This window comes from Arthrobacter sp. PvP103 (genome assembly GCF_017833075.1).
Taxonomy (GTDB): Bacteria; Actinomycetota; Actinomycetes; order Actinomycetales; family Micrococcaceae; genus Arthrobacter.
This window is the reverse complement of record NZ_JAFIBQ010000001.1, coordinates 2,343,385-2,364,120: the sequence shown is the minus strand read 5'-3', so window position 1 is coordinate 2,364,120 and position 20,736 is coordinate 2,343,385. Positions and strand designations below refer to the sequence as shown.

At 67.2% G+C, this 20,736-nt stretch carries 20 protein-coding genes; 16 read left to right on the top strand and 4 right to left on the bottom strand.

Annotated elements, in window-relative coordinates:
• Window position 1: 1 nt before the first annotated feature.
• Both JOE41_RS10810 and JOE41_RS10805 read right to left on the bottom strand, forming a co-directional pair.
• Window positions 2-1,693, bottom strand: coding sequence for an alpha-amylase family protein (locus JOE41_RS10810; RefSeq protein WP_209752350.1), 1,692 nt, complete (start codon window positions 1,691-1,693; stop codon window positions 2-4).
• Entirely contained in the window at window positions 1,690-2,676 is a 987-nt protein-coding gene (locus JOE41_RS10805) for a TIGR03885 family FMN-dependent LLM class oxidoreductase (RefSeq protein WP_209752349.1), read from the bottom strand. Before JOE41_RS10805 ends, JOE41_RS10810 begins: the two co-directional genes overlap by 4 nt.
• 128 nt (window positions 2,677-2,804) lie before the next feature.
• Between JOE41_RS10805 and JOE41_RS10800 the strand changes: the two genes are divergently transcribed.
• From JOE41_RS10800 to JOE41_RS10785, 4 genes are all read left to right on the top strand, one after another.
• Entirely contained in the window at window positions 2,805-4,022 is a 1,218-nt protein-coding gene (locus JOE41_RS10800; protein ID WP_307800691.1) for a Re/Si-specific NAD(P)(+) transhydrogenase subunit alpha, read from the top strand.
• Complete coding sequence (locus JOE41_RS10795) at window positions 4,022-4,318, top strand: NAD(P) transhydrogenase subunit alpha (RefSeq protein WP_011693908.1); 297 nt, start codon at window positions 4,022-4,024, stop codon at window positions 4,316-4,318. Before JOE41_RS10800 ends, JOE41_RS10795 begins: the two co-directional genes overlap by 1 nt.
• Window positions 4,315-5,688 carry an NAD(P)(+) transhydrogenase (Re/Si-specific) subunit beta gene (locus tag JOE41_RS10790; RefSeq protein ID WP_209752347.1) on the top strand — a complete coding sequence of 458 codons (1,374 nt, stop codon included), beginning with the start codon at window positions 4,315-4,317 and terminating at the stop codon, window positions 5,686-5,688. Before JOE41_RS10795 ends, JOE41_RS10790 begins: the two co-directional genes overlap by 4 nt.
• A gap of 92 nt (window positions 5,689-5,780) precedes the next feature.
• A complete protein-coding gene (locus JOE41_RS10785) occupies window positions 5,781-6,863 on the top strand; it encodes an ATP-dependent DNA ligase (protein WP_209752346.1) in 1,083 nt (360 codons plus the stop codon).
• A gap of 83 nt (window positions 6,864-6,946) precedes the next feature.
• Here JOE41_RS10785 and JOE41_RS10780 read toward each other — a convergent pair whose 3' ends face one another.
• A complete protein-coding gene (locus JOE41_RS10780; RefSeq protein WP_209752345.1) occupies window positions 6,947-8,266 on the bottom strand; it encodes an MFS transporter in 1,320 nt (439 codons plus the stop codon).
• Window positions 8,267-8,633: 367 nt separating this feature from the next.
• On the opposite strand from JOE41_RS10780, the gene JOE41_RS10775 reads away from it, so the two are divergent.
• The 12 genes from JOE41_RS10775 to JOE41_RS10720 all read left to right on the top strand — a co-directional run bounded on the left by JOE41_RS10775 (window position 8,634) and on the right by JOE41_RS10720 (window position 20,245).
• A complete protein-coding gene (locus JOE41_RS10775) occupies window positions 8,634-9,374 on the top strand; it encodes an IclR family transcriptional regulator (RefSeq protein ID WP_043431229.1) in 741 nt (246 codons plus the stop codon).
• A 167-nt stretch (window positions 9,375-9,541) separates the two neighbouring features.
• Entirely contained in the window at window positions 9,542-10,423 is an 882-nt protein-coding gene (locus JOE41_RS10770; RefSeq protein WP_011693903.1) for a shikimate dehydrogenase, read from the top strand.
• Entirely contained in the window at window positions 10,423-12,312 is a 1,890-nt protein-coding gene (locus tag JOE41_RS10765; RefSeq protein WP_209752344.1) for a bifunctional sugar phosphate isomerase/epimerase/4-hydroxyphenylpyruvate dioxygenase family protein, read from the top strand. The genes JOE41_RS10770 and JOE41_RS10765 overlap by 1 nt, the downstream gene beginning before the upstream one ends.
• A 51-nt stretch (window positions 12,313-12,363) precedes the next feature.
• Window positions 12,364-13,266: a protocatechuate 3,4-dioxygenase subunit beta gene (pcaH, locus tag JOE41_RS10760; RefSeq protein ID WP_011693901.1), complete on the top strand. Its 903-nt coding sequence runs from the start codon at window positions 12,364-12,366 to the stop codon at window positions 13,264-13,266.
• Window positions 13,267-13,270: 4 nt separating this feature from the next.
• Window positions 13,271-13,876, top strand: a complete 606-nt coding sequence (gene pcaG, locus JOE41_RS10755) for a protocatechuate 3,4-dioxygenase subunit alpha (protein WP_209752343.1) — start codon at window positions 13,271-13,273, stop codon at window positions 13,874-13,876.
• Window positions 13,873-15,378: an adenylosuccinate lyase family protein gene (locus JOE41_RS10750; RefSeq protein ID WP_307800690.1), complete on the top strand. Its 1,506-nt coding sequence runs from the start codon at window positions 13,873-13,875 to the stop codon at window positions 15,376-15,378. The genes pcaG and JOE41_RS10750 overlap by 4 nt, the downstream gene beginning before the upstream one ends.
• Entirely contained in the window at window positions 15,371-16,189 is an 819-nt protein-coding gene (locus JOE41_RS10745; RefSeq protein WP_209752342.1) for an alpha/beta fold hydrolase, read from the top strand. Before JOE41_RS10750 ends, JOE41_RS10745 begins: the two co-directional genes overlap by 8 nt.
• Window positions 16,186-16,650, top strand: a complete 465-nt coding sequence (gene pcaC, locus JOE41_RS10740; protein ID WP_011693897.1) for a 4-carboxymuconolactone decarboxylase — start codon at window positions 16,186-16,188, stop codon at window positions 16,648-16,650. Before JOE41_RS10745 ends, pcaC begins: the two co-directional genes overlap by 4 nt.
• An 85-nt stretch (window positions 16,651-16,735) precedes the next feature.
• Entirely contained in the window at window positions 16,736-17,935 is a 1,200-nt protein-coding gene (locus JOE41_RS10735; RefSeq protein WP_011693896.1) for a thiolase family protein, read from the top strand.
• 4 nt (window positions 17,936-17,939) lie between these two features.
• Window positions 17,940-18,599: a 3-oxoacid CoA-transferase subunit A gene (locus JOE41_RS10730; RefSeq protein ID WP_011693895.1), complete on the top strand. Its 660-nt coding sequence runs from the start codon at window positions 17,940-17,942 to the stop codon at window positions 18,597-18,599.
• A 1-nt stretch (window position 18,600) separates the two neighbouring features.
• Window positions 18,601-19,296, top strand: coding sequence for a 3-oxoacid CoA-transferase subunit B (locus tag JOE41_RS10725; protein WP_011693894.1), 696 nt, complete (start codon window positions 18,601-18,603; stop codon window positions 19,294-19,296).
• A 124-nt stretch (window positions 19,297-19,420) separates the two neighbouring features.
• On the top strand, window positions 19,421-20,245 hold the full coding sequence (locus JOE41_RS10720; RefSeq protein WP_209752341.1) for an IclR family transcriptional regulator C-terminal domain-containing protein: 825 nt from the start codon (window positions 19,421-19,423) through the stop codon (window positions 20,243-20,245).
• A gap of 10 nt (window positions 20,246-20,255) precedes the next feature.
• On the opposite strand, the gene JOE41_RS10715 is transcribed toward JOE41_RS10720, so the two are convergent.
• Window positions 20,256-20,717 carry a pyridoxamine 5'-phosphate oxidase family protein gene (locus tag JOE41_RS10715; RefSeq protein WP_209752340.1) on the bottom strand — a complete coding sequence of 154 codons (462 nt, stop codon included), beginning with the start codon at window positions 20,715-20,717 and terminating at the stop codon, window positions 20,256-20,258.
• Window positions 20,718-20,736 lie beyond the last annotated feature (19 nt).

The following is a 20,736-nucleotide window of genomic DNA, read 5'->3' as shown; positions in this document are numbered from 1 at the left end:
GCTATATCCGCCTGTCGGCGGGGTGCTGGATCCGGAACCAGCGGTAGCCGTAGCGTTCCAGCTCGAGTTCGAAGCCGCCGTCGTCCGCCAAGGGGACATTGTCGCCGTCGAGCAGATCCCGCAGGATGGCACCGCCGAATGCCTCCTCCGGATCTTCCGGCGAGGAAACCCTTGCCGAGACGGAGGCCGGCTGCGCGGCCATGTTGTGCGCCAGGACCAGCGTTGAACCGGCGCGGGTGCAGCTGTGCAGGAGCACTCCGGGATTGGACTGCTTGATGAGCTCGAAGTCGCCCCAGGCAAGCTCCGGACTCTCCCGGTAGCTTCGGATCAGTGCGGCGATGAAATTCCACAACGAGTCCGGGTCACGCTTCGCCTGTGCCGCGTTGATGTTCTTAGGCCCGAAGTAGCCGTCAACTACCTGCGCCACCAGCTTGTCCGCCGGAGCGGTGGAGAACCCGCCGTTTGCCGTGTCAGTCCACTGCATGGGGGAGCGCACGGCGGAGCGGCCCTTCGCCCGCAGGTCCTCACCCATCCCGAGCTCCTCGCCATAGAAAAGGACCGGGGTTCCGGGGAGGGAGAACATCAGCGAGTAGACCATTCGGATCCGGGTGGGATCGCCGTCGAGCATCGGCGGCAGGCGGCGCCGGAGTCCCCGCCCGTACATCTGCATGTCCGGGTCCGGCCCGAAGGCGGCGAAAACCTCCGCGCGTTCCTCGTCGCTCAGCTTGTCCAGCGTCAGTTCGTCATGGTTGCGGACGAACATGGCCCACTGGTTGTCCGGATGGATGGCCGGCCTGCCGGCCAGGGTTTTGGCCAGCGGACGGGCGTCCTCCCTGGCCAGGGAAAGATAGAGGTTCTGCATGCTCAGGAAGTCGAACTGCATGTTCAGCTCGTTGCCGTCCGGACCGCCGAAGTATTTCAACTGCTCCTTGTAGGGGAGGTTGACCTCTCCGAGCAGCACCGCGCTGCCGTTGCGCCGGTTCAGGAAGCTGCGCAGCGCGGCCAGGTAGTCGTGCGGATCGATCTTGGCCGCGTCCTCCTTGGACACGCCCTGAAGCTCCAGGAAGAACGGCACGGCATCCAGCCGGAATCCGTCCAGCCCCATCTGGAGCCAGAACCCCATGGACTTGGCGATCTCGTCGCGGACCTTCGGATTGGCGACATTCAGGTCCGGCTGGTGCTTGGCGAACATGTGCAGATACCACTCGCCCGTCGCCTTGTCCTGGGTCCAGATGGACGTTTCCTCGCCGGGGAAAACCACTTGTTCCGACGTGTCCGGGGGAGTGTCCTTCCGCCACACGTAGTAGTCACGGTAGGGATTGTCGACGGACTTCCTGGATTCCTTGAACCAGGGGTGCTTGTCCGAGGTGTGGTTGATGACGAAGTCCGCGATCACCCGCATTCCCCGGTCCTTCGCCGTCCTGATGAACTCCACCACATCGCCCAGGGTGCCGAGCCGCGGGTCCACACCGTACATGTCGGTAATGTCGTAGCCGTCGTCCCGGTCCGGCGAGGGGTAGAACGGCATGAGCCAGATGCACGTGACCCCGAGGGCCGCCAGGTAGTCCACGCGCTGAATCAGGCCGCCGAAATCTCCGGTGCCGTCGCCGTCGTCGTCGAAAAAGGTTTCCGGGTCCAGGCAGTAGACCACGGCATTCTTCCACCACAGATCGGACGTCTCTGCGATCCTCATGCCGTCACCGCCTGCGTCCCGCTGCCGGCCCGCAGATGCGGCAGGACGTGTTCGGCAAACGCTTCGATGAAGGGTTTCTGCTGCTGGCCCACGAAGTGCAGGTAGAGCTCGTCGAAGCCCAGGTCCGCGTACTCCTGCAGCCATGTGGCGTGCTGGTCCAGGCTGGAGGAGATGTTGACGGCCTTCCGGACCTGGTCCTCGCCGACGTCGGTGCTGACGCCGTCAAAGTGGGCCGCTGTGGGAAGGTCCCAGGGGATGGGCGGCGCGAAGACGTTGGACCGCCACTGGTCCAGGGCTACGGAAACCGCGTCCTCTTGCCGCGGCGCCCAGGACAGGTGGATCTGGAGCACCGCCTTGCCCTTGCCGCCGTTGTCCCGGTAGGCGGCCAGCATCTCCTGCAGTTTGGCGTGCGGCTGGTTGACGGTGACCAGTCCGTCCGCCCAGGCCGCCGCACGCCGGGCTGTCTGCACGCTGATGGCGGGGGCGATGAGCGGCGGCCTGGTTTCCGGAACGTCCCAGAGGCGTGCCTGTTCCACGGTGACCAGTCCGTGATGGGTGACTTCTTCGCCGTTGTGCAGGCGCCGGATGACATCAACGCATTCCTCGAGGCGCTGCTGGCGTGTTTCCTTGGCCGGCCACGCATCACCCGTGATGTGTTCATTCATGTTTTCCCCGCTCCCCGGCGCCATCCAGAACCGCCCGGGGAACATGTCCGCAAGGGTGGCCGAGGCATGCGCGATGATGGCCGGGTGGTAGCGCTGGCCGGGAGCTGTGACCACGCCGAAGCGCAGCGAGGTGGTGGCCAGCGCAGCCCCCAGCCAGGACCAGGCGAAGCCGGAGTGGCCCTGCCGCGCTGACCAGGGTTCAATGTGGTCCGAGCACATGGCGGCGTCGAAGCCCGCCTGCTCCGCCAGTTGGACGTCCTGGAGCAGTTGTCCCGGGCTGATCTGTTCATGCGACGCGTGAAAACCGATAGTAGCCATCGTTAATGTCTACCGGCGGGGAGGAGGTGTGTCGAGGAATTACGCGTCTTTCTGCATAGACTCTAGCCAGTACCGACCCGGGGAAGCGATGAGCCGGGACAGCGATGACGCTGGAAAGGGAGTGGCGGGTGAAGCTAGGCATTGCGCGGGAACACCGTGAGGGCGAGCGGCGGGTTGCCGGAACACCGGAGACGGTGCAGCAACTCATTGGCCTGGGCCTTGAGGTCCTGGTCGAATCCCGGGCGGGAGCCGCGGCCGGCTACAGCGACGAGGCGTACGTCCGCGCGGGCGCCCGGGTCGTCCCCGTACTCGAGCCCGGATCACTCGACATCCTCGCCCACGTGCGCCCCCTGGAACCTGCGACGGCGGCGGCCTTGCGCCGCGGGGCCGTCACCGCGGGCCTCGCGTCGCCGTCGTCCGAATTGCCCACGGTCCGGGCGCTCGCCGCCGCAGGGGTGACCTCCTTCGCGATGGAACTGGTGCCGCGGATTTCCCGGGCGCAGTCGATGGACGCCCTGTCCTCCCAGGCCCTCGTGGCCGGTTACCGCTGCGTACTGGAAGCGGCCATCCGGCTGCCGAGGTTCTTCCCGCTCTTTATGACGGCGGCGGGCACCGTTCCGCCGGCACGCGTGCTGGTGCTCGGCGTCGGTGTGGCCGGCCTGCAGGCCATCGGCACGGCAAAACGGCTGGGCGCGCGGGTCTCCGCGAACGACATCCGGCCCGCCTCGGCCGACGAGGTCGCCTCGATGGGCGGCACGTTCATCAAGCTCGACCTGGAGACGGCAGAGGCCGCGGGCGGCTATGCCCGCGAGCTCAGTGCGGACCGCGGCGCCCTGCAGCGGCAGCTCCTGGCACCGCATGTGGCCCAGGCGGATGTGCTGATTACGACGGCGGCCGTCCCCGGCCGGAGGGCCCCGCTCCTGGTGAGCCGGCAAATGGTGCAGGGAATGCGGCCCGGATCCGTCGTGGTGGACCTCGCAGCGGAGTCCGGCGGCAACGTGGAGGGATCGGTGGCCGGCCGGGACATCCAGGTGGACACCGCCGACGGCCAGGGCACGGTGACGCTGGTGGGCCTGAAGGACGCCGCCTCCGCCATGCCCGCCGACGCCTCCCGGCTTTATGCGAAGAACGTGGCCAACCTGCTCGCCCTGGTGGTCCGCGGCGGAACCCTGTCCCTGGACTTCGGGGACGAGGTGGTGGCCGGCACGTGCCTGACGCACGACGGCGAGGTTAGGCACGCGCCCACGGCGGAGGCGCTGGCAGCGGGTCCCGGTGCAGCGGTTCCCGCTGACCCGCTTCCCACTGATCCCGGGAACCGCCGGTCCGATAACGAAGGGGTGGCCTGATGGACGGCATCAGCCTGCTCACGATCACCGTGCTGGCGGTCTTCGTGGGCTTCGAAGTGGTCTCGAAGGTGTCCAGCACCCTGCACACACCGCTGATGTCCGGGGCCAATGCCATCCACGGGATCATCCTGGTGGGGGCCATCATCGTGGCCGGGCAGGCCGCGGACCCGTGGGTCCTCGGCGTCGCGCTGCTCGCCGTGGTGCTGGCCACGGCCAACCTGGTGGGTGGCTTCGTGGTGACGGACCGCATGCTGGAGATGTTCCGCGGCCGCAAAGACGGGACGGGCCCGCGATGAGCATCCTGGACCCGACTTGGACGGGACTCCTCTACCTGGTGGCCGCAGTCTTGTTCATCCTGGCCCTCATGGGCCTGAACTCGCCCCGCACCGCCCGCCGCGGCAACCTCGTGGGCGCCGCCGGAGCTTTACTGGGCGTAGCCACCGTGTTTCTTTCGGCCCGGCTGGACAACATCCCGTGGATCCTCGGGGCGATTGCCGTGGGCTCCGCCGTGGCTGCTCCGGTGGCACGGCGCGTCAAGATGACCCAGATGCCGCAGCTCGTTGCCGCCTTCAACGGAGTGGGAGGCGGCGCCGCCGCCCTCGTGGCGTTGCTTGAACTCGCCCATACGGAGGACGCGTGGGTCCGGCTGGCCATTGCCTTCACCCTGCTGGTGGGCGCGGTGTCCTTCGCCGGTTCCGCCGTCACGTTCGCCAAGCTGCAGGAACTCATGACCACCCGGCCGGTGGTCTTCCCCGGACTGCCGGTGATCATGGGCTCGGTGCTGCTCGCCGCCGTGGGTGCCGGCACCGCCGTCGTTCTGATTGGTTCGCTGCCTCTGGCCCTGGTGCTGCTGGTGCTGGGACTCGCCGCGGGCATCTTGCTGGTGCTGCCTGTGGGCGGCGCGGACGTGCCGATCGTGATTTCGCTGCTGAATGCCTTCACCGGCCTGGCCGTCGCGGCCTCGGGCCTGGTGCTGGGCAACGTGCTGCTGCTTGTGGCCGGCACGCTCGTGGGTGCCTCCGGTACCATCCTGACCCGGGCCATGGCTGCCGCCATGGGCCGCAGTGTGGCGGGCATCCTGTTCGGGGCGTTCAGGGGAGGATCGACGGCAGGCTCCACCGCCGTCAGTGAGCGCCCGGTGCGCTCCTCCAGCGCGGAGGACGTCGCCGTGCTGCTGGGTTACGCGCAGCGCGTGATCATTGTTCCCGGCTACGGCCTGGCCGTGGCGCAGGGCCAGCATACCGCCGCGGAACTGGCCAAGGCCCTGCAGTTGCGCGGAATCCAGGTGGACTTTGCCATCCATCCCGTGGCCGGCCGGATGCCCGGGCACATGAACGTGCTCCTGGCCGAAGCGAACGTGCCGTACGAGGAACTGAAGGAAATGACCGAGATCAACTCGGAATTCAAAACCGCCGATGTTGCCCTGGTGGTGGGCGCCAACGACGTGGTCAATCCCGCCGCGAAGACCTCCTCCGGCTCGCCCATCTTCGGGATGCCCATCCTGGAAGTGGCCGACGCCCGCCAGGTGGTCTTCCTCAAGCGCTCCATGCGCCCCGGCTTCGCGGGCATCGAGAACGAACTGCTCTACGAACCGCAGACCACGCTCCTGTTCGGTGACGCCAAGGACTCGCTGACCAAGGTGCTGGGGGCGGTCAAAGCCCTGTAGCCGCCGGACCCCCGACCCGCCTGAGCGCTGCTGCGGAGGTTCCGGCCCTGCGGGGGTGGTGCGACGCGTACCGGCGGGTAAGAATGGGCGTTATGCAACTGCCGGTGATGCCCCCGATCGCGCCCATGCTCGCCAAAGCCGTCAGCGCCCTGCCCGAAGTCCCGGATTCCGGCCCGAAATGGAGCTTTGAACCCAAGTGGGACGGCTTCCGGTCCATCATCTTCCGCGACGGCGACGAGGTGGAGATCGGCAGCCGCAACGGCAAGCCCATGACCCGCTACTTCCCCGAACTCGTAGAGGCGCTGAAGGCGAACCTGCCGCCCCGCTGCGTCCTGGACGGCGAAATCATCCTGGTGGGTGCCTCCGGTGACCGGCTGGACTTCGAGGCGCTCCAGCAGCGGATCCACCCCGCCGCCAGCCGGGTCAGGCTCCTCGCCGCCCAGACTCCGGCCAGCTTTGTGGCGTTCGACCTGCTGGCGCTCGACGACGAGGACCTCACCGGCCGCCCGTTCTCGGAGCGGCGCAGCATGCTGGAGAAGGCCCTCGCGGGCAGTGCCGCGCCGATCCACCTGACTTCCACCACCCGGGACAACGGCACAGCTCAGCAGTGGTTCCACAGGTTCGAGGGCGCCGGACTCGACGGCATTGTGGCCAAGGCACTGGACGGCAGCTACCAGCCGGACAAACGCGTGATGCTCAAGGTCAAGCACGAACGCACGGCGGACTGCGTCCTGGCCGGCTACCGCGTGCACACCAGCGGACCGGACCGGATCGGTTCCCTGCTGCTGGGGCTCTACAACGGCGACGGCCAGCTGGCCAGCGTGGGCGTGGTGGGCGCCTTCCCCATGCAGCGCCGCAAGGACCTGTTCGAGGAACTCCAGCCCCTGGTGGCTGGCTTCGACGGCCACCCCTGGGCCTGGGCCAAGCAGGAGGAAGGCAGCCGGACGCCGCGGAACGCCGAGGGCAGCCGGTGGAGCGCTGGCAAGGACCTGTCCTTCATCCCGCTCCGGCCCGAGCGTGTGCTGGAAGTGAAATACGACCACATGGAGGGCGAACGGTTCCGGCACACGGCCCAGTTTGTCCGCTGGCGCCCCGACCGGGACCCTGCCTCCTGCACCTACGAGCAGCTGGAAGAGCCCCTCAAGTACGACCTCGCCGAGGTGCTGGCCACCTAGACGGCGCCTAAACCCAGGCGGCCGCCCCCCGGGAGGGGACGGGCCGCCGTCGTGCGTCTACTGTCCCTTTGAGGGAACGCGGCTTACTTCAGGCCGAGCTCCCGGGTGGGAGTCTTGAAGGATTCCTTGGCCGTGAGGGCCGAAATCGCCGCGATACCGCAGATGACTGCCGTGAAGATGCTGATCTGGACCCAGCCGCCGGGCTTGATGCCGCCCATTGCAGCCACGATCGCCGGGGCGAAACCGGCCATCAGGAAGCCGAGCTGGGTACCGATGGCCAGGCCGGAGAAGCGGACCTTGGTGCTGAACATCTCGGCGTAGAAGGACGGCCAGACTGCGTTGGAGGCTGCGTAACCGAAGGAGAAGAAGCCGATGGCGGCCAGGAACATCAGCGGGACGCTGCCGGATTCGAGGCTCAGCAGGAACACCGGAGTCAGGACGGCGCTGGCCACTGCGCCATAGATGAAGACGGGCTTGCGTCCGATCTTGTCCGACAGCATGCCGAACAGCGGCTGGGTGCCGAGGGCCACGAAGTTGGCGCCGACCACGAGCCACAGGGTGGTGGTGCCGTCAACGCCGGCCACGGTCTTGGCGTAGCTGATGGCCAGCGTGCCGAACACGGTGGACACGGCGGCGATGAATGCGCAGGCCACAACCCGGAGGACGTCGCGCCAGTGGTGCTTCAGCAGGTCGGCCACCGGCAGCTTGGAGATGGCGGCGGATTTCTGGGCTTCGGCGAATGCCGGCGGCTCGTGCAGGGTGCGGCGGATGAAGAAGGCCACCAGGACCACTACGGCGCTGAGCCAGAACGGGATGCGCCAGCCGATGCCGTACTTGACCTCGTCCGGGAGGGCGAGCACGGGGATGAAGACGAGGGCGGCGAGGATCTGGCCGCCCTGGGTGCCGGTGAGGGTCCAGGAGGTGAAGAAGGAACGGCGGTTGTCCGGGGCATGTTCCAAGGTCATGGAAGACGCACCGGCCTGCTCGCCGGCTGCGGAGAGGCCCTGGCACAGGCGGGCAAGCACCAGCAGGGCGGGAGCCCACCACCCCACCGTGTTGAAGTCGGGGAGGCAGCCGATGACGAAGGTTGAGGCTCCCATCAGCACCAGGGTGAACATCAGGACCTTCTGCCGGCCCACCCGGTCGCCGAAGTGGCCCAGGATGACGGCGCCCACCGGGCGTGCCACGTAGGCAAAGCCAAAGGTGGCAAAGGACATGATGGCGGCGTTGGCATCAGCATTGGGGAAAAACACGTGCGGGAAGATCAGCGCTGCGGCTGAACCGAAGATGAAGAAGTCGTAGTACTCGACGGCGCTTCCCAGGAAGCTGGCGAGGGCCGCCTTCTTCGGTGTCCCGGCCGGTGCAACGGTGCCCGGCGTCGTGGACGGGAGTGTCTGGCTCATGGTGTTCCTTTGTGTGACGACATTGTCGCGGATGGATCAGGATTTTCGCAGCTGCCGCACGTGGGGGGCCAGGCCTTGATTGGTGGGCCCTTGCTGGCGGCGGCCGGTGGTCCGTGTGAAGACCCGGACGAGTAGCCACATGGTGGGAGCTACTTGTGCGATATAGCAATGATGACTGTGAGGGCTGTCACCTGTCAAGAAAAATGATCACTATCTAGAAATAGCTCTCACAATGTGGCAACATCGAACTATGAGTGTGAATCAAACCACAGGGCTGGAAGCCGCCGGAACAGCCGCCGCGGCCACGGATGGAACAGCCGCAACGGCGAAGGCGCCCAGGGCTGCAAAGGATGACTCCCGGACGGACATGGTGGGCAAGGCCCTGGGTCTTCTCGTCCTGCTGGGTGATGAGCCGCGGGGCGCCAGTGCTGCGGAGCTGTCCCGGCGGGCGGAGCTTCCGTTCAGCACCACGTACCGGCTGCTGGGCTCGCTCACGCGCGACGGTTTTGTGGACTACGAGCCGGACGGCCGCCGCTACCATCTGGGCCTGCGCGTCTTCCAACTGGGCCAGCGCGTATCCAACCACCATGGATTTGCCGGAACGGCGCTGCCTATCCTTCGCCGGGTCACTGAGAAGACCGGGGAAGCGACCATCCTCTCTGTCCGCGACGGAAACCATCACCTCACCGTCAACAAGGTGGACGGGCCGCAGACGTTCCGCGTCACGAGTGATCCCGGGCATCTGGGTGCCCTCCACACTACGTCGGTGGGCAAGGCGCTGGTGGCTTTTGCCGAGGATGCCGAGCGGAAGCGCCTGGTGGAGGAGTTGGAACTTGAGCCGCTGACGGAATTTTCCATCACGGACCGGGAGGCCTTCCGGTCCGAGATCGAGCAGGTCCGCCGTCGCGGCTACGCCGTCATGGATGAGGAGAATGAGCTTGGCATGCGCGCCGTGGCCGTTCCTGTCTTCAATGCCCAGGGCTACGCCTTCGCGTCGCTGGCCACGGCGGTTCCGGTCTTCCGGCTCGGCCTGGAGGATCTGGTGGCCCTTGTCCCCGTGCTCCAAGAGGCCGCTGCGGAACTGTCTGCAAGGCTGCCGCAGAGATAAGCCGGGCCGCCCGCAGTGGTGGTCGTCGGCGTCGTCTTTTGTTCGTCATAAGAACATCAGTGCAATATATGAACATTTCCTGTACTGTAATCCCTATCACCCGGCACGCCGCCGGCGCCCAGCGCGTCCCCGGTACGCCGAGTGCCGTTGTCAAAGGAGCTATACGGATGAGCAATCGAGCAGAGTCCTTTTTGGTGGGCCTCGTAGGTGATGGCGTGATGCCGTCGCTCACGCCCCACATGCACGAGCGCGAAGGCGACGTGCAGGGCCTGCGGTACCTCTACCGCCCCATCGACCTGCTGGAGCTGGGCCTGCCGGGTGAATCGGTGGGCGAGCTCCTGCAGAGTGCCCACCGCATGGGCTTCAACGGGCTGAACATCACGCACCCGTGCAAGCAGCTGGTCCTGGACCACCTCGATGAAATTGCACCGGACGCCCGCCGCCTGGGTGCTGTCAACACCGTGATCATCCGGGACGGCCGCTTCACCGGCCACAACACCGACTTCTCCGGCTTCGCGGCCGCCCTCGCCTCCGGGCTGCCCGATGCAAAGCTTGACCGCGTAGTCCAGCTGGGTGCCGGCGGCGCCGGTTCAGCCGTCGCGTACGCCCTTCTCACCGCCGGCGTCCGCCACCTTGACCTCGTGGACACGGATGCCGCCCGCTGCGCCGAGCGCGCCGCCGAACTGGCCGGGTTCTTCCCCGACAGCTCGGTTACGGCCCGCACGACGGCGGAGCTGCCGCAGCTGATGCCGCTCGCCGACGGCCTGGTGCACTGCACTCCCGTGGGCATGGCCGCGCACCCGGGCGCGCCGCTGGATCTGTCACTGCTGGAGTCCCGGCACTGGGTTGCGGACATTGTCTACCGCCCGATCGACACCGAACTGGTCCGTGAAGCCCGCGCCAAAGGCTGCGAGGTACTTGACGGCGGACGCATGGCCGTGGGCCAGGCAGCCGACGCCTTCCGGATCTTCACCGGCCTCGAGGCCGACGCGGACCGCATGCGCGCCCATTTCCTGGAACTCGTTGCCGCCGAAGAGGTGACCGCCTGATGCGCACCGGAATCGCCACCGTGTGCCTGTCCGGCACGCTCAAGGAAAAAATGCAGGCATGCGCCATCGCCGGCTTCGACGGAATCGAAATCTTCGAGCAGGACCTGGTGACGTCCTCCCTTAGCCCCGAGGACATCCGGAAGACAGCCGCGGACCTGGGCCTGACACTGGACCTCTACCAGCCGTTCCGCGACTTCGACAGCGTCCCCGAGGACCTCCTCGCCGCCAACCTCCGCCGGGCCGGGGCCAAGTTCAAGCTGATGTCCCGCCTGGGCATGGACACCATCCTGGTCTGCTCCAACGTCGGCACGGCGACCATCGACGACGACTCCCTGCGCGCCGAACAGCTGGCCCGGCTCGCCGGACTCGCCGCGGACCACGGCGTGAAGGTGGCCTACGAGGCACTCGCCTGGGGCAAGTACGTCAATGATTACGAGCACGCCCACCGCCTGGTGGAGACCGTGGACCACCCGAACCTGGGCACCTGCCTGGATTCCTTCCACATCCTTTCCCGGGACTGGGACACGGCGCCCATCGAAGCGTTCAGTGCGGACAAGATATTCTTCGTCCAGGTGGCCGACGCTCCAAAGCTGTCCATGGACGTCCTGTCCTGGAGCCGCCATTACCGGGTCTTCCCGGGCGAGGGCCAGTTTGAGCTCGCCAAATTCATGGGCCACGTGGTGCGCGCCGGATACACCGGACCGGTCTCGCTGGAGGTCTTCAATGACGTCTTCCGCCAGTCCGACGTCGAACGCACGGCAGTGGACGCCATGCGCTCGCTGATCTGGCTGGAGGAGCAAAGTGCCAAATGGCTGGACGCAAACGAAAAAGCGGCCGGCCGCCGTCGCTATCCCATGGAACTGGCCACCCTCCCGCAGGTGGCCGAACCGGCCGGTTTCAACTTCGCCGAGGTCAAAGCGGCCGACACCGCGGGCCTGGAAAAGGTGCTGGGACAACTGGGATTTGAATTCAACGGCAGACACCGCACCAAGGACGTGCAATTGTGGAGCATGGGCCACGCACGCGTGATCATCAATGAGGCTTCGGCAGGCGCCGGGGACTCTTCGCCAGCGATTGCCGCCCTCGGCTTCGATGTCGATTCTCCCGTGATCGCCGCGGCCCGCGCCCAGCAGCTCAAGGCGCCCGCCGTGCCCCGCAAGAGCCAGGCCGACGAAGAAGTGTTCCAGGGATTCGCTGCGCCGGACTCCACCGAGATCTTCCTCTGCCAGGGCAGCCCGGACGGCACCGCAGCCTGGACCCGCGAGTTCGGCGAAGGGCTGGAGTTTCCGGGCGCCGGCGGACGCAACGCGGTGATCGACCACGTGAACCTCGCCCAGCCGTGGCAGCACTTTGACGAAGCTGTGCTGTTCTACACCAGCGCCCTGGCCCTGGAGCCGCAGCCGTTCGCGGAGGTGCCCAGCCCCAGCGGACTGGTGCGCTCCCAGGTGATGCTGACGGCCGACCGTGCCGTGCGCCTGGTGCTGAACCTTGCCCCGGTGATCCAGCAGGACGGCGCGGATTCGGGCACCGCGCACCGGAAGACCTACCAGGAGCACATCGCCTTCGCCGTGGACGACCTCGTGGAGGCAGCCCGCGCAGCCCGGGACCGGGGCCTGGATTTCCTGCAGATCCCGGCCAACTACTACGAGGACCTGGACGCGCGGTTCGACCTCGACCCCGCCTTCCTGGCCACGCTCCGGGAGCTCAACCTCTTGTACGACCGCGACGCCGACGGTGAGTTCCTGCACTTCTACACCGCCACCGTGGGCAGCGTCTTCTTCGAAATGGTGGAGCGCCGCGGCGGCTACGACGGCTATGGGGCGCCCAACGCGCCGGTCCGGCATGCCGTCCAGTACGACCACCTGCACCGGCTGGGCCGCACCAGCTGAACAGACCAGCCATCACCACCAACCATCAACAACAACTGAAAGGAGGCTGCTGTGCCTGAAGACATCAACCTTGAAATTTTCAATGCCGACCCGATCACCGAAGACGTGTCGGACGCGGCGCCCGAGGCCGGAACCGGAGCCGCACCGAAGACCTATGCGCCGCTTGACGCCGCTGTGGAATCGCAGGCGGACCTCAGCGCAGAAATGAAGTCGATCGGCGAAGCATATGCGGAGGCGCTCAAGAACGGAGCCAAGGCGGAAATCCAGCCCCGGCTGGACTACGCACCGTACCGCAGCAGCGTCCTGCGCCACCCGACCAAGGACCTGCACCACGCGGACCCGGAAACCATCGAACTGTTCTCACCGGCCTTCGGGCACATGGACGTTCACGCGCTGGAATCGGACCTGACCATCCAGCACAACGGGGAACCCCTGGGTGAACGCATCCTTGTGTCCGGCCGTGTGCTCGACGGCGACGGCCGTCCCGTAGCGGGACAGCTCGTGGAGATCTGGCAGGCCAACTCCGCCGGCCGCTACATCCACAAACGGGACCAGCACCCCGCCCCGCTGGATCCCAACTTCACCGGCGTGGGCCGCTGCATCACCGGTGCCGACGGCTCCTACAGCTTCACCACCATCAAGCCCGGCGCGTACCCGTGGAAGAACCACCTCAATGCCTGGCGGCCGGCGCACATCCACTTCTCGCTCTTCGGGCAGGAGTTCACCCAGCGCATCGTCACTCAGATGTACTTCCCCGGTGACCAGCTCTTCCCGCTGGACCCCATCTACCAGTCCATCGTTGACCAGGATGCCCGGGACCGCCTGGTGGCCACCTACGACCACGACCTCACCCAGCCTGAGTGGGCGATCGGCTACAAGTGGGACATTGTCCTGACGGGCTCCAAGCGAACCTGGACCGAAAACGAAGCATTTGGCACAGAAGGCGAGGAGTAGTCGGATGAGCAACCCCACGAAGCTGACCCCCACCCCCGGCCAGACCGTAGGCCCCTTCTACGGCTACGCCCTCCCGTACGAGAAGGACCGTGAACTGCTGGCTCCTGGTTCGCCGGGCTCCATCCGGCTGCAGGGCACGGTGTACGACGGCGCCGGCCACCCCATCCCGGACGCGATCCTGGAAATCTGGCAGCCGGACTCCGAAGGCAACGTCGTACACCGGACCGGTTCGCTGGTCCGCGACGGCTACACGTTCACCGGCTTCGGCCGGAGCGCGGTGGGCAACACCGGCGTGTACACCTTCACCACGGTCAATCCCGGCCCCACCGAGCCGGTTCCCGGAAAACCAGCGGCGGCTCCGTTTATTTCCGTGGCCGTGTTTGCCCGCGGCCTGATGAACCGGCTCTTCACCCGGGTGTACCTGCCGGAGAACGAGGAAGCTTTGGCGGCCGATCCGCTGCTGTCCTCCCTGGATCCCGAACGCCGCAGCACGCTGATTGCGCGCCGCGACGCCGATGGCGGACTCACCTGGGATATCCGGCTGCAGGGCGAGGGTGAAACCGTGTTCCTCGACTTCGAGGGTGCGGCTGCCGGGGGCGCCGCGCAGTGACTGCTTCCCACCTGTCGGATGGCGACGTCGGACTCCTTAGCCCCGTGTCGGCGTCGCCCTCGGTGGCGGTGCTGACGGGGGACCGTGCGGTCCTTGCGGCGATCCTCGCCGTCGAGGCCGGCTGGGCCTCGGTACTGGAGAAGGCCGGCCTCGCGCCAGCCGGCTCTGCCGCCGTCGTGGATGCCGCCGCGGACGTGGACCGCTATGACGTGGCCGGCATCGCCGTCCGCGCGCAGGGTGGGGCCAATCCGGTCATCCCGCTGCTGGCTGACCTCCGCGCGGAGGTCAAGGCACTGGACACGGAGAGCGTTGGAGCACTGCGTGCGGTGCACGCCTCGCTGACCAGCCAGGATGTGCTGGACTCGGCGCTGATGCTGCTGGCCAGGAACGCCGTGACCGCACTCATGACTGACGTTCGTGCAATCACGACGGCGCTGGCGGTCTTTGCGGAGCAGCATGCGGACACGCTGTGCGTGGGCAGGAGCCTGACGCAGCACTCGCTGCCGTTTACGTTCGGGCTCAAGGCGGCGCAGTGGTTCCACGGACTGGCCGCCGCTGTCCGGCGCCTCGAGGCGGTGGAGCTGCCGCTGCAGACGGGCGGCGCCGCGGGAACGCTTGCGGCCGGGACGGTGCTCACCAAGGGATCGGTGGATACGCCCTTCGACCTGTCGGGCAACCTGGCCGCGCACCTTGGCCTTGCGGTGGCACCGGGTCCGTGGCACACCAACCGGCTGGCTGTGACATCGCTGGGCGATGCCCTGGCAGCGGTGACGGACGCGCTGGGCAAGATCGCCGGCGACGTGCTGTTCCTCAGCCGGCCGGAGGTGGGAGAGCTCGCCGAACCCCGGGCCGCCGGTCGCGGAGTGTCCTCGGCCATGCCGCAGAAGCAGAACCCCGTGCTGTCCGTGCTGGTTCGCAGCGCCGCGCTGCAGGCACCCGGCCAGGCCGCGCAGCTGCACCTGGCAGCGGCCAATTTCAACGATGAACGTCCCGACGGCGCCTGGCACAGCGAATGGCCGGCCTTCCGCCAGCTCCTTCGGCTGGCACTCGGCGCCGCCGGGCACCTGCGGGAACTCGCGGAGGGCCTTCAGGTCTTCCCGGATGCCATGCGCCGCAACCTCGAACTGTCCGGGCCGCTGCTGCTCAGCGAGGGAGTATCCGCCGCCGTGGCGCCGCTGCTCGAAGAACGGGACGGCCGCACCGGCAAGCAACAGCTCCAGGACGTGGTGGACCGGACGCTCCAGGCCCCGCCCGCCGAGCAGTCCGGAACATACCGCCGACTGCTGCGGGAGGCCGCCCCGGCCAGCGCCCTGTCCGACGAACAGCTGGAAGAACTCCTGGATCCCGCCAGCTACCTGGGCCAGGCCGGCGAAATTTCCCGCCGCATCCTGGCCGCTTTCCCCGACTTTGCCGGCAGCGGTGAACCACCGGCTGACGCAGGCCGGCCCATTCCCGCCGGAACCACTACCGAAACAGACCTGAACGGAGACCCCCGTGGCTAGACCAACAGTCAAGGCAGTACTGCTCTCGCCCCAGCGCCCGCTGGGGGACAAGCCCTTGCTGGTGGTGGGCCCGTCGCTGGGGACGTCCTCACTGCTGTGGAGCCAGGCTGGCGCGCTCCTCGGCACCGACCACGACGTCGTCGCCTGGGACCTGCCCGGCCACGGCGTGTCACCGGCTGCGAAGGAAACGTTCGACGTCGCCGAACTGGCTGACGCCGTCGTCGACCTTGTTGACTCGATTGCCCCGGGCGAGAGGTTCCATTACGCCGGCGTGTCCCTCGGCGGTGCCATCGGCCTGCAGCTGGGAATCAAGCACGGCGAACGCCTCAAGAGCCTGTCGGTGCAGTGCACCGGTGCCAAGATCGGCACGCCCGAAGGCTGGCTGGAGCGCGCGGAGACCGTCCGCACCCAGGGCACGCCCGTGATGATCCAGGGTTCAGCCGAGCGCTGGTTCGCGCCCGGCTTCATGGATCGCGAACCGGAGCTCAGCGGCCGGCTCCTGCACTCCCTGCGCGATGCCGACCGTTTCAGCTATGCCTTCTGCTGCGAAGCCCTTGCCGGCTTCGACGTCCGCGCCGAGCTGGGCAGCATCCGTGTTCCCACGCAGGCTGTGGCCGGCGTGGAGGACGCGGTTGCGCCGCCGTCGTTTGCCAAGGAGATCGTCGAAGGAATCACCGCCGGCGGCGGCACCGCAAACGCCGTGACACTGGAGGGAGTGGCACATCTGGCTCCGTTCGAGGCGCCCGCCCATGTTGCCGAACTTCTGCGGAGCCTCATCACCTGGAGTGAAACCAGCGGAGCGGCCAAGTGACCGGCCCCGAGACCCCCGGCGGGGCGCCCGCCGGCCCGGAACGGCACGGGGTCGTCCAGCCGGGTGCCACCAGCCAGGACATCTACGACGGCGGCATGGTGGTTCGCCGCGAGGTGCTGGGCGCCGCGCACGTTGACCGCGCCAACGCCAACAAGGACTCCTTCACCGAAGACTTCCAGGACATGATCACCCGCATCGCGTGGGGTGGCATCTGGACCCGGCCGGGCCTGACCCGGCAGATGCGCTCCGCCGTCACGATCACTGCCATGGTGGCGCACGGGCACTGGGAAGAACTGGCGATGCACATCCGCGCAGCCATCACCAACGGCCTGAGCAGGGACGAGATCAAGGAAATCCTGCTGCAGACCGCCATTTACTGCGGAGTTCCCTCCGCCAACACCGCCTTCAAGACAGCGCAACAGGTCTTTAGAGACATGGACGCTGCCGCCCCGCCCAACTAGGCAGCAACAGGTGTCGTTTTGAGCCCTCATATCGACATTAACTGCGACCCAGTCGGGACTATCAGACGGAATTAGAGGAATAGTTATGAATCAAGCTTTTGTGTACGATGCCGTGCGCACGCCCTTCGGGAAGTTCGGCTCCGGCCTCGCTGCCGTCCGTCCCGACGACCTTGCCGCCCACGTGATCGGTGAGATCGTCAAACGCGCTCCAAAGCTCGACGTCGAGCGGATCGACGAGGTTGTCTTCGGCAACGCCAACGGCGCCGGAGAGGAGAACCGTAACGTCGCCCGGATGGGCACCTTGCTGGCCGGGCTGCCCGTGTCGATCCCGGGGACCACGGTGAACCGGCTCTGCGGCTCCTCCCTGGACGCGGCGATCATCGCCTCCCGCCAGGTCAATGCCGGGGACGCGGAGTTGATGCTGATCGGCGGCGCCGAGTCGATGTCCCGTGCCCCGTGGGTTCTGCCGAAGACCGAGAAGCCGTACCCGGCCGGCGACCTGAACCTGGCCTCGACCACCCTGGGCTGGCGGCTGGTGAACAAGGCGATGCCGAAGGACTGGACTATTTCCCTGGGCGAGGCCACCGAGCGTCTGGCTGAAAAGTACGGCGTCACCCGCGAGCAGCAGGACGAGTTCTCCGCGAACTCCCACAACCTGGCCGCCGCGGCGTGGGACGAGGGGTTCTATGACAACCTCGTTGCCCCGGTGCCGGGCACGGACCTGGTCCGTGACGAGGGCATCCGTGCCGGGTCCTCGGCGGAGAAGCTCGCGGGGTTGAAGACCGTGTTCCGAGCCGAGAACGGCACGGTCACCGCCGGCAACGCGTCCCCGCTCTCGGACGGTGCATCCGCGGCCTGGATCGGGTCGGAGAACGCCGCCGGGCTCCTGGGCATGGAACCGCTGGCCCGGATCGCCGGCCGCGGTGCGCACGCGAACGATCCGCAGTACTTCGGCTACGCGCCGGTAGAGGCAGCGAACAAGGCCCTCGCGAAGGCGGGCATCGGCTGGGACCAGGTAGGTGCCGTCGAACTGAACGAAGCGTTCGCCGCGCAGTCCCTGGCCTGCGTCAACGCGTGGGGCATCGACCACGCAATAGTGAACCGGCACGGCGGCGCGATCGCGATGGGCCACCCGCTGGGTGCTTCCGGCGGACGCATCCTGGGCACCCTGGCCCGGTCCCTGCAGGCCTCGGGGGAACGCTGGGGCGTCGCCGCGATCTGCATCGGCGTCGGCCAGGGCCTCGCCGTCGTCCTCGAAAACGTCACCACGGGAACTAAGGGCTAACAACATGCTGAATTTTATTGACACTGTCGGCGAGGCCGTCGCCGGCATCAAGGACGGGTCCACCGTGATGATCGGCGGCTTCGGCAACGCGGGCCAGCCGTTCGAACTGATCGACGCGCTGCTGGACTGCGGCGCCCGCGAGCTTACCGTGGTGAACAACAATGCCGGCCAGGGCGACCAGGGCCTCGCCCTGCTCATCAAGGAAGGCCGGGTGAAGAAGATGATCTGCTCCTTCCCGCGGCAGTCCGACTCCTGGCACTTCGATGCCAAGTACAAGGCCGGCGAGATCGAACTGGAACTCGTCCCGCAGGGCAACCTGGCCGAGCGCATCCGGGCCGCCGGCGCCGGCATCGGCGGCTTCTTCACGCCCACCGGCTACGGAACCATGCTGGCCGAGGGCAAGGAAACCCGCATCCTTGACGGCCGCGGCCAGGTCTTCGAGACCCCCATCCACGCCGACGTGGCGCTCATCAAGGCGCTCAAGGCGGACGGCGTCGGAAACCTGGTGTACCGCAAGACCGCCCGGAACTTCGGCCCGATCATGGCCGCCGCCGCGAAGCACACCATTGTCCAGGTCTCCGAGATTGTGCCCACCGGCGGACTCGACCCGGAGAACGTCGTGACCCCTGGCATCTACGTCAACAGCATTGTGAAGGTGGCCTGACATGAGCGCACAGACAAGCCGCGAGACCGGCTCGATCCAGAGCAGCGACCAGCCCCTGGGCCGCGACGACCTCGCCCGGCTGGTGGCGAAGGACATCAAGCCCGGCTCTTTCGTGAACCTCGGTATCGGCCAGCCCACATTGGTCTCCAACTACCTCGAACCGGAGCAGAACATCACGCTCCACACCGAGAACGGGATGCTGGGCATGGGCCCGGAAGCCAAGGGCGATGAGATTGATGAAGACCTCATCAACGCCGGCAAGATCCCCGTGACCGAGCTGCCGGGGGCGTCCTACTTCCACCACGCCGACTCGTTCGCGATCATGCGCGGCGGCCACCTGGACATCTGCGTCCTCGGCGCGTTCCAGGTCTCAGCCACCGGTGACCTCGCCAACTGGCACACCGGCGCGCCGGACGCCATCCCCGCGGTGGGCGGCGCCATGGACCTTGCCACCGGGGCCAAGGACGTCTTTGTGATGATGACGCTGCTGACCCGCGACGGTGCGTCCAAGATCGTGGAGGCCTGCACCTACCCGCTCACCGGCGTGGGCTGCGTGACCCGCGTGTACACGGACAAGGCCGTGTTCCTCACGGGCCCGGACGGCGTCCAGGTCCGCGAAACGTTCGGCTGCACCCTCGAGGAGCTCCAGGCCCTGGTGCCCGTCCCCCTCACGGCAGCCCCCGCCGTCGAACGCTAACCTCACCGCAGCGCGAACCGGCAGAAGATGACGCCAAATCCCCGATTTGGAGTCATTAGCTGCCGGTTCGCGCTCAGGGGAGACGACGGCGGCTAATAGGAGGCGGCTAATAGGATTGGTAACCATGACCGACGCAGCAGCCGAGACCGCGCCCAGGCCTTCCTCTGCGCCCCAGGCCAGTGACCAATACGTTCAATCGCTGGCCCGCGGGCTGGCGGTGATCCGCGCTTTCGACACCGACCACCCGGTGATGACGCTCACCGAAGTTGCTGCACGGACGGACCTGACCCGGGCCACTGCACGCCGCTTCCTGCACACCCTCGTGGAACTGGGGTACGTGCGCACGGACGGGAAGACGTTCGCCCTCACCGCGCAGGTGCTGCAGCTCGGCTACGCCTACCTGTCCGGGCTGTCGCTGCCCCAGCTTGCCCAGCCGCACCTTGAGGAGCTTTCGCTGCGGCTGGGGGAGTCGACGTCGGCCGCTGTCCTGGACGGCAAGGACATCGCCTACATCGCGCGTGTCACCACCCGGCGGATCATGAACGTGGGCATCACGGTGGGAACCCGCTTCCCGGCCTACGCCACCTCCATGGGCCGCGTGCTGCTCGCGGCGCTGCCGCCGGCCGCATTGAAGCAGTACCTCGCGGAGGCTGAGATCAGGCCGCTCACTCCCCGGGCCAGCGGCACCACGAAAGACCTTGTGGCTGCCCTGGACGCGGTCCGCGCGCAGGGCTGGTGCCTGCTGGACCAGGAACTCGAACTTGGCCTAATGTCCATAGCGGCGCCGGTGTACCACGGCCCGACGAAGGTGGTGGCGGCGATCAACGTGTCGCTGCAGGCCCAGTCGGTGGCCGCCAAACCGGATCCCAAGGCCTACCTGGAGATGGTGCGGAAGGAAACTGTGGAGACGGCCCGGCTGATTTCCGCGGACCTTTCAGCCAAGCACTAGCCCGTGTGGCTCATTCCTTCTTCCCCGGCGTGATCGGCTCCAGGGGCGGCCACCATTTGGTGGGCGGACCGATGACAAACCGGCGCCCGGTCAGTTCGCTGGGCGTGATCCGGACCAGGATGTCCTTGGCACCCTCCTGCCACGGCGACGGAGTCTCGTCAGGAGCGTCCTCGCCCGGCTGCACGGCCTCGGCGACCCCCTTGACCACCACGCTCCACGCGATGGTCCCGTAGACGTTCAGCCCGTCGGCTTCAAGAACCACCGGCTCCCCGGCGAGCACAGCGTCGAGCTTCGTCCCGGGACCGGTCCGGAAAATTATGGTGCCCTCGTCCGGCAGGTAGTTCACCGGAAAGATCTCCGGGGCAGCATGGCTGATGACGGCCAGCCGTCCCACTGACGCGGAGCGAAGGTGCCGCCAGCATTCACGGACGGTGAGTTCTGTTATTTCCGGCCCCGGCCCAGAGGTGTTCATGGTGCTGAGCCTAGGCGTC

Excerpts from the sequence above, each read along its gene's own strand:
- JOE41_RS10810 (WP_209752350.1), bottom strand. The coding sequence starts at position 1,693 with ATGAGGATCGCAGAGACGTCCGATCTGTGGTGGAAGAATGCCGTGGTC.
- JOE41_RS10805 (WP_209752349.1), bottom strand. The coding sequence starts at position 2,676 with ATGGCTACTATCGGTTTTCACGCGTCGCATGAACAGATCAGCCCGGGA.
- JOE41_RS10795 (WP_011693908.1), top strand. The coding sequence starts at position 4,022 with ATGGACGGCATCAGCCTGCTCACGATCACCGTGCTGGCGGTCTTCGTG.
- JOE41_RS10790 (WP_209752347.1), top strand. The coding sequence starts at position 4,315 with ATGAGCATCCTGGACCCGACTTGGACGGGACTCCTCTACCTGGTGGCC.
- JOE41_RS10785 (WP_209752346.1), top strand. The coding sequence starts at position 5,781 with ATGCAACTGCCGGTGATGCCCCCGATCGCGCCCATGCTCGCCAAAGCC.
- JOE41_RS10780 (WP_209752345.1), bottom strand. The coding sequence starts at position 8,266 with ATGAGCCAGACACTCCCGTCCACGACGCCGGGCACCGTTGCACCGGCC.
- JOE41_RS10775 (WP_043431229.1), top strand. The coding sequence starts at position 8,634 with ATGGTGGGCAAGGCCCTGGGTCTTCTCGTCCTGCTGGGTGATGAGCCG.
- JOE41_RS10770 (WP_011693903.1), top strand. The coding sequence starts at position 9,542 with ATGAGCAATCGAGCAGAGTCCTTTTTGGTGGGCCTCGTAGGTGATGGC.
- JOE41_RS10765 (WP_209752344.1), top strand. The coding sequence starts at position 10,423 with ATGCGCACCGGAATCGCCACCGTGTGCCTGTCCGGCACGCTCAAGGAA.
- pcaG (WP_209752343.1), top strand. The coding sequence starts at position 13,271 with ATGAGCAACCCCACGAAGCTGACCCCCACCCCCGGCCAGACCGTAGGC.
- JOE41_RS10735 (WP_011693896.1), top strand. The coding sequence starts at position 16,736 with ATGAATCAAGCTTTTGTGTACGATGCCGTGCGCACGCCCTTCGGGAAG.
- JOE41_RS10730 (WP_011693895.1), top strand. The coding sequence starts at position 17,940 with ATGCTGAATTTTATTGACACTGTCGGCGAGGCCGTCGCCGGCATCAAG.
- JOE41_RS10725 (WP_011693894.1), top strand. The coding sequence starts at position 18,601 with ATGAGCGCACAGACAAGCCGCGAGACCGGCTCGATCCAGAGCAGCGAC.
- JOE41_RS10720 (WP_209752341.1), top strand. The coding sequence starts at position 19,421 with ATGACCGACGCAGCAGCCGAGACCGCGCCCAGGCCTTCCTCTGCGCCC.
- JOE41_RS10715 (WP_209752340.1), bottom strand. The coding sequence starts at position 20,717 with ATGAACACCTCTGGGCCGGGGCCGGAAATAACAGAACTCACCGTCCGT.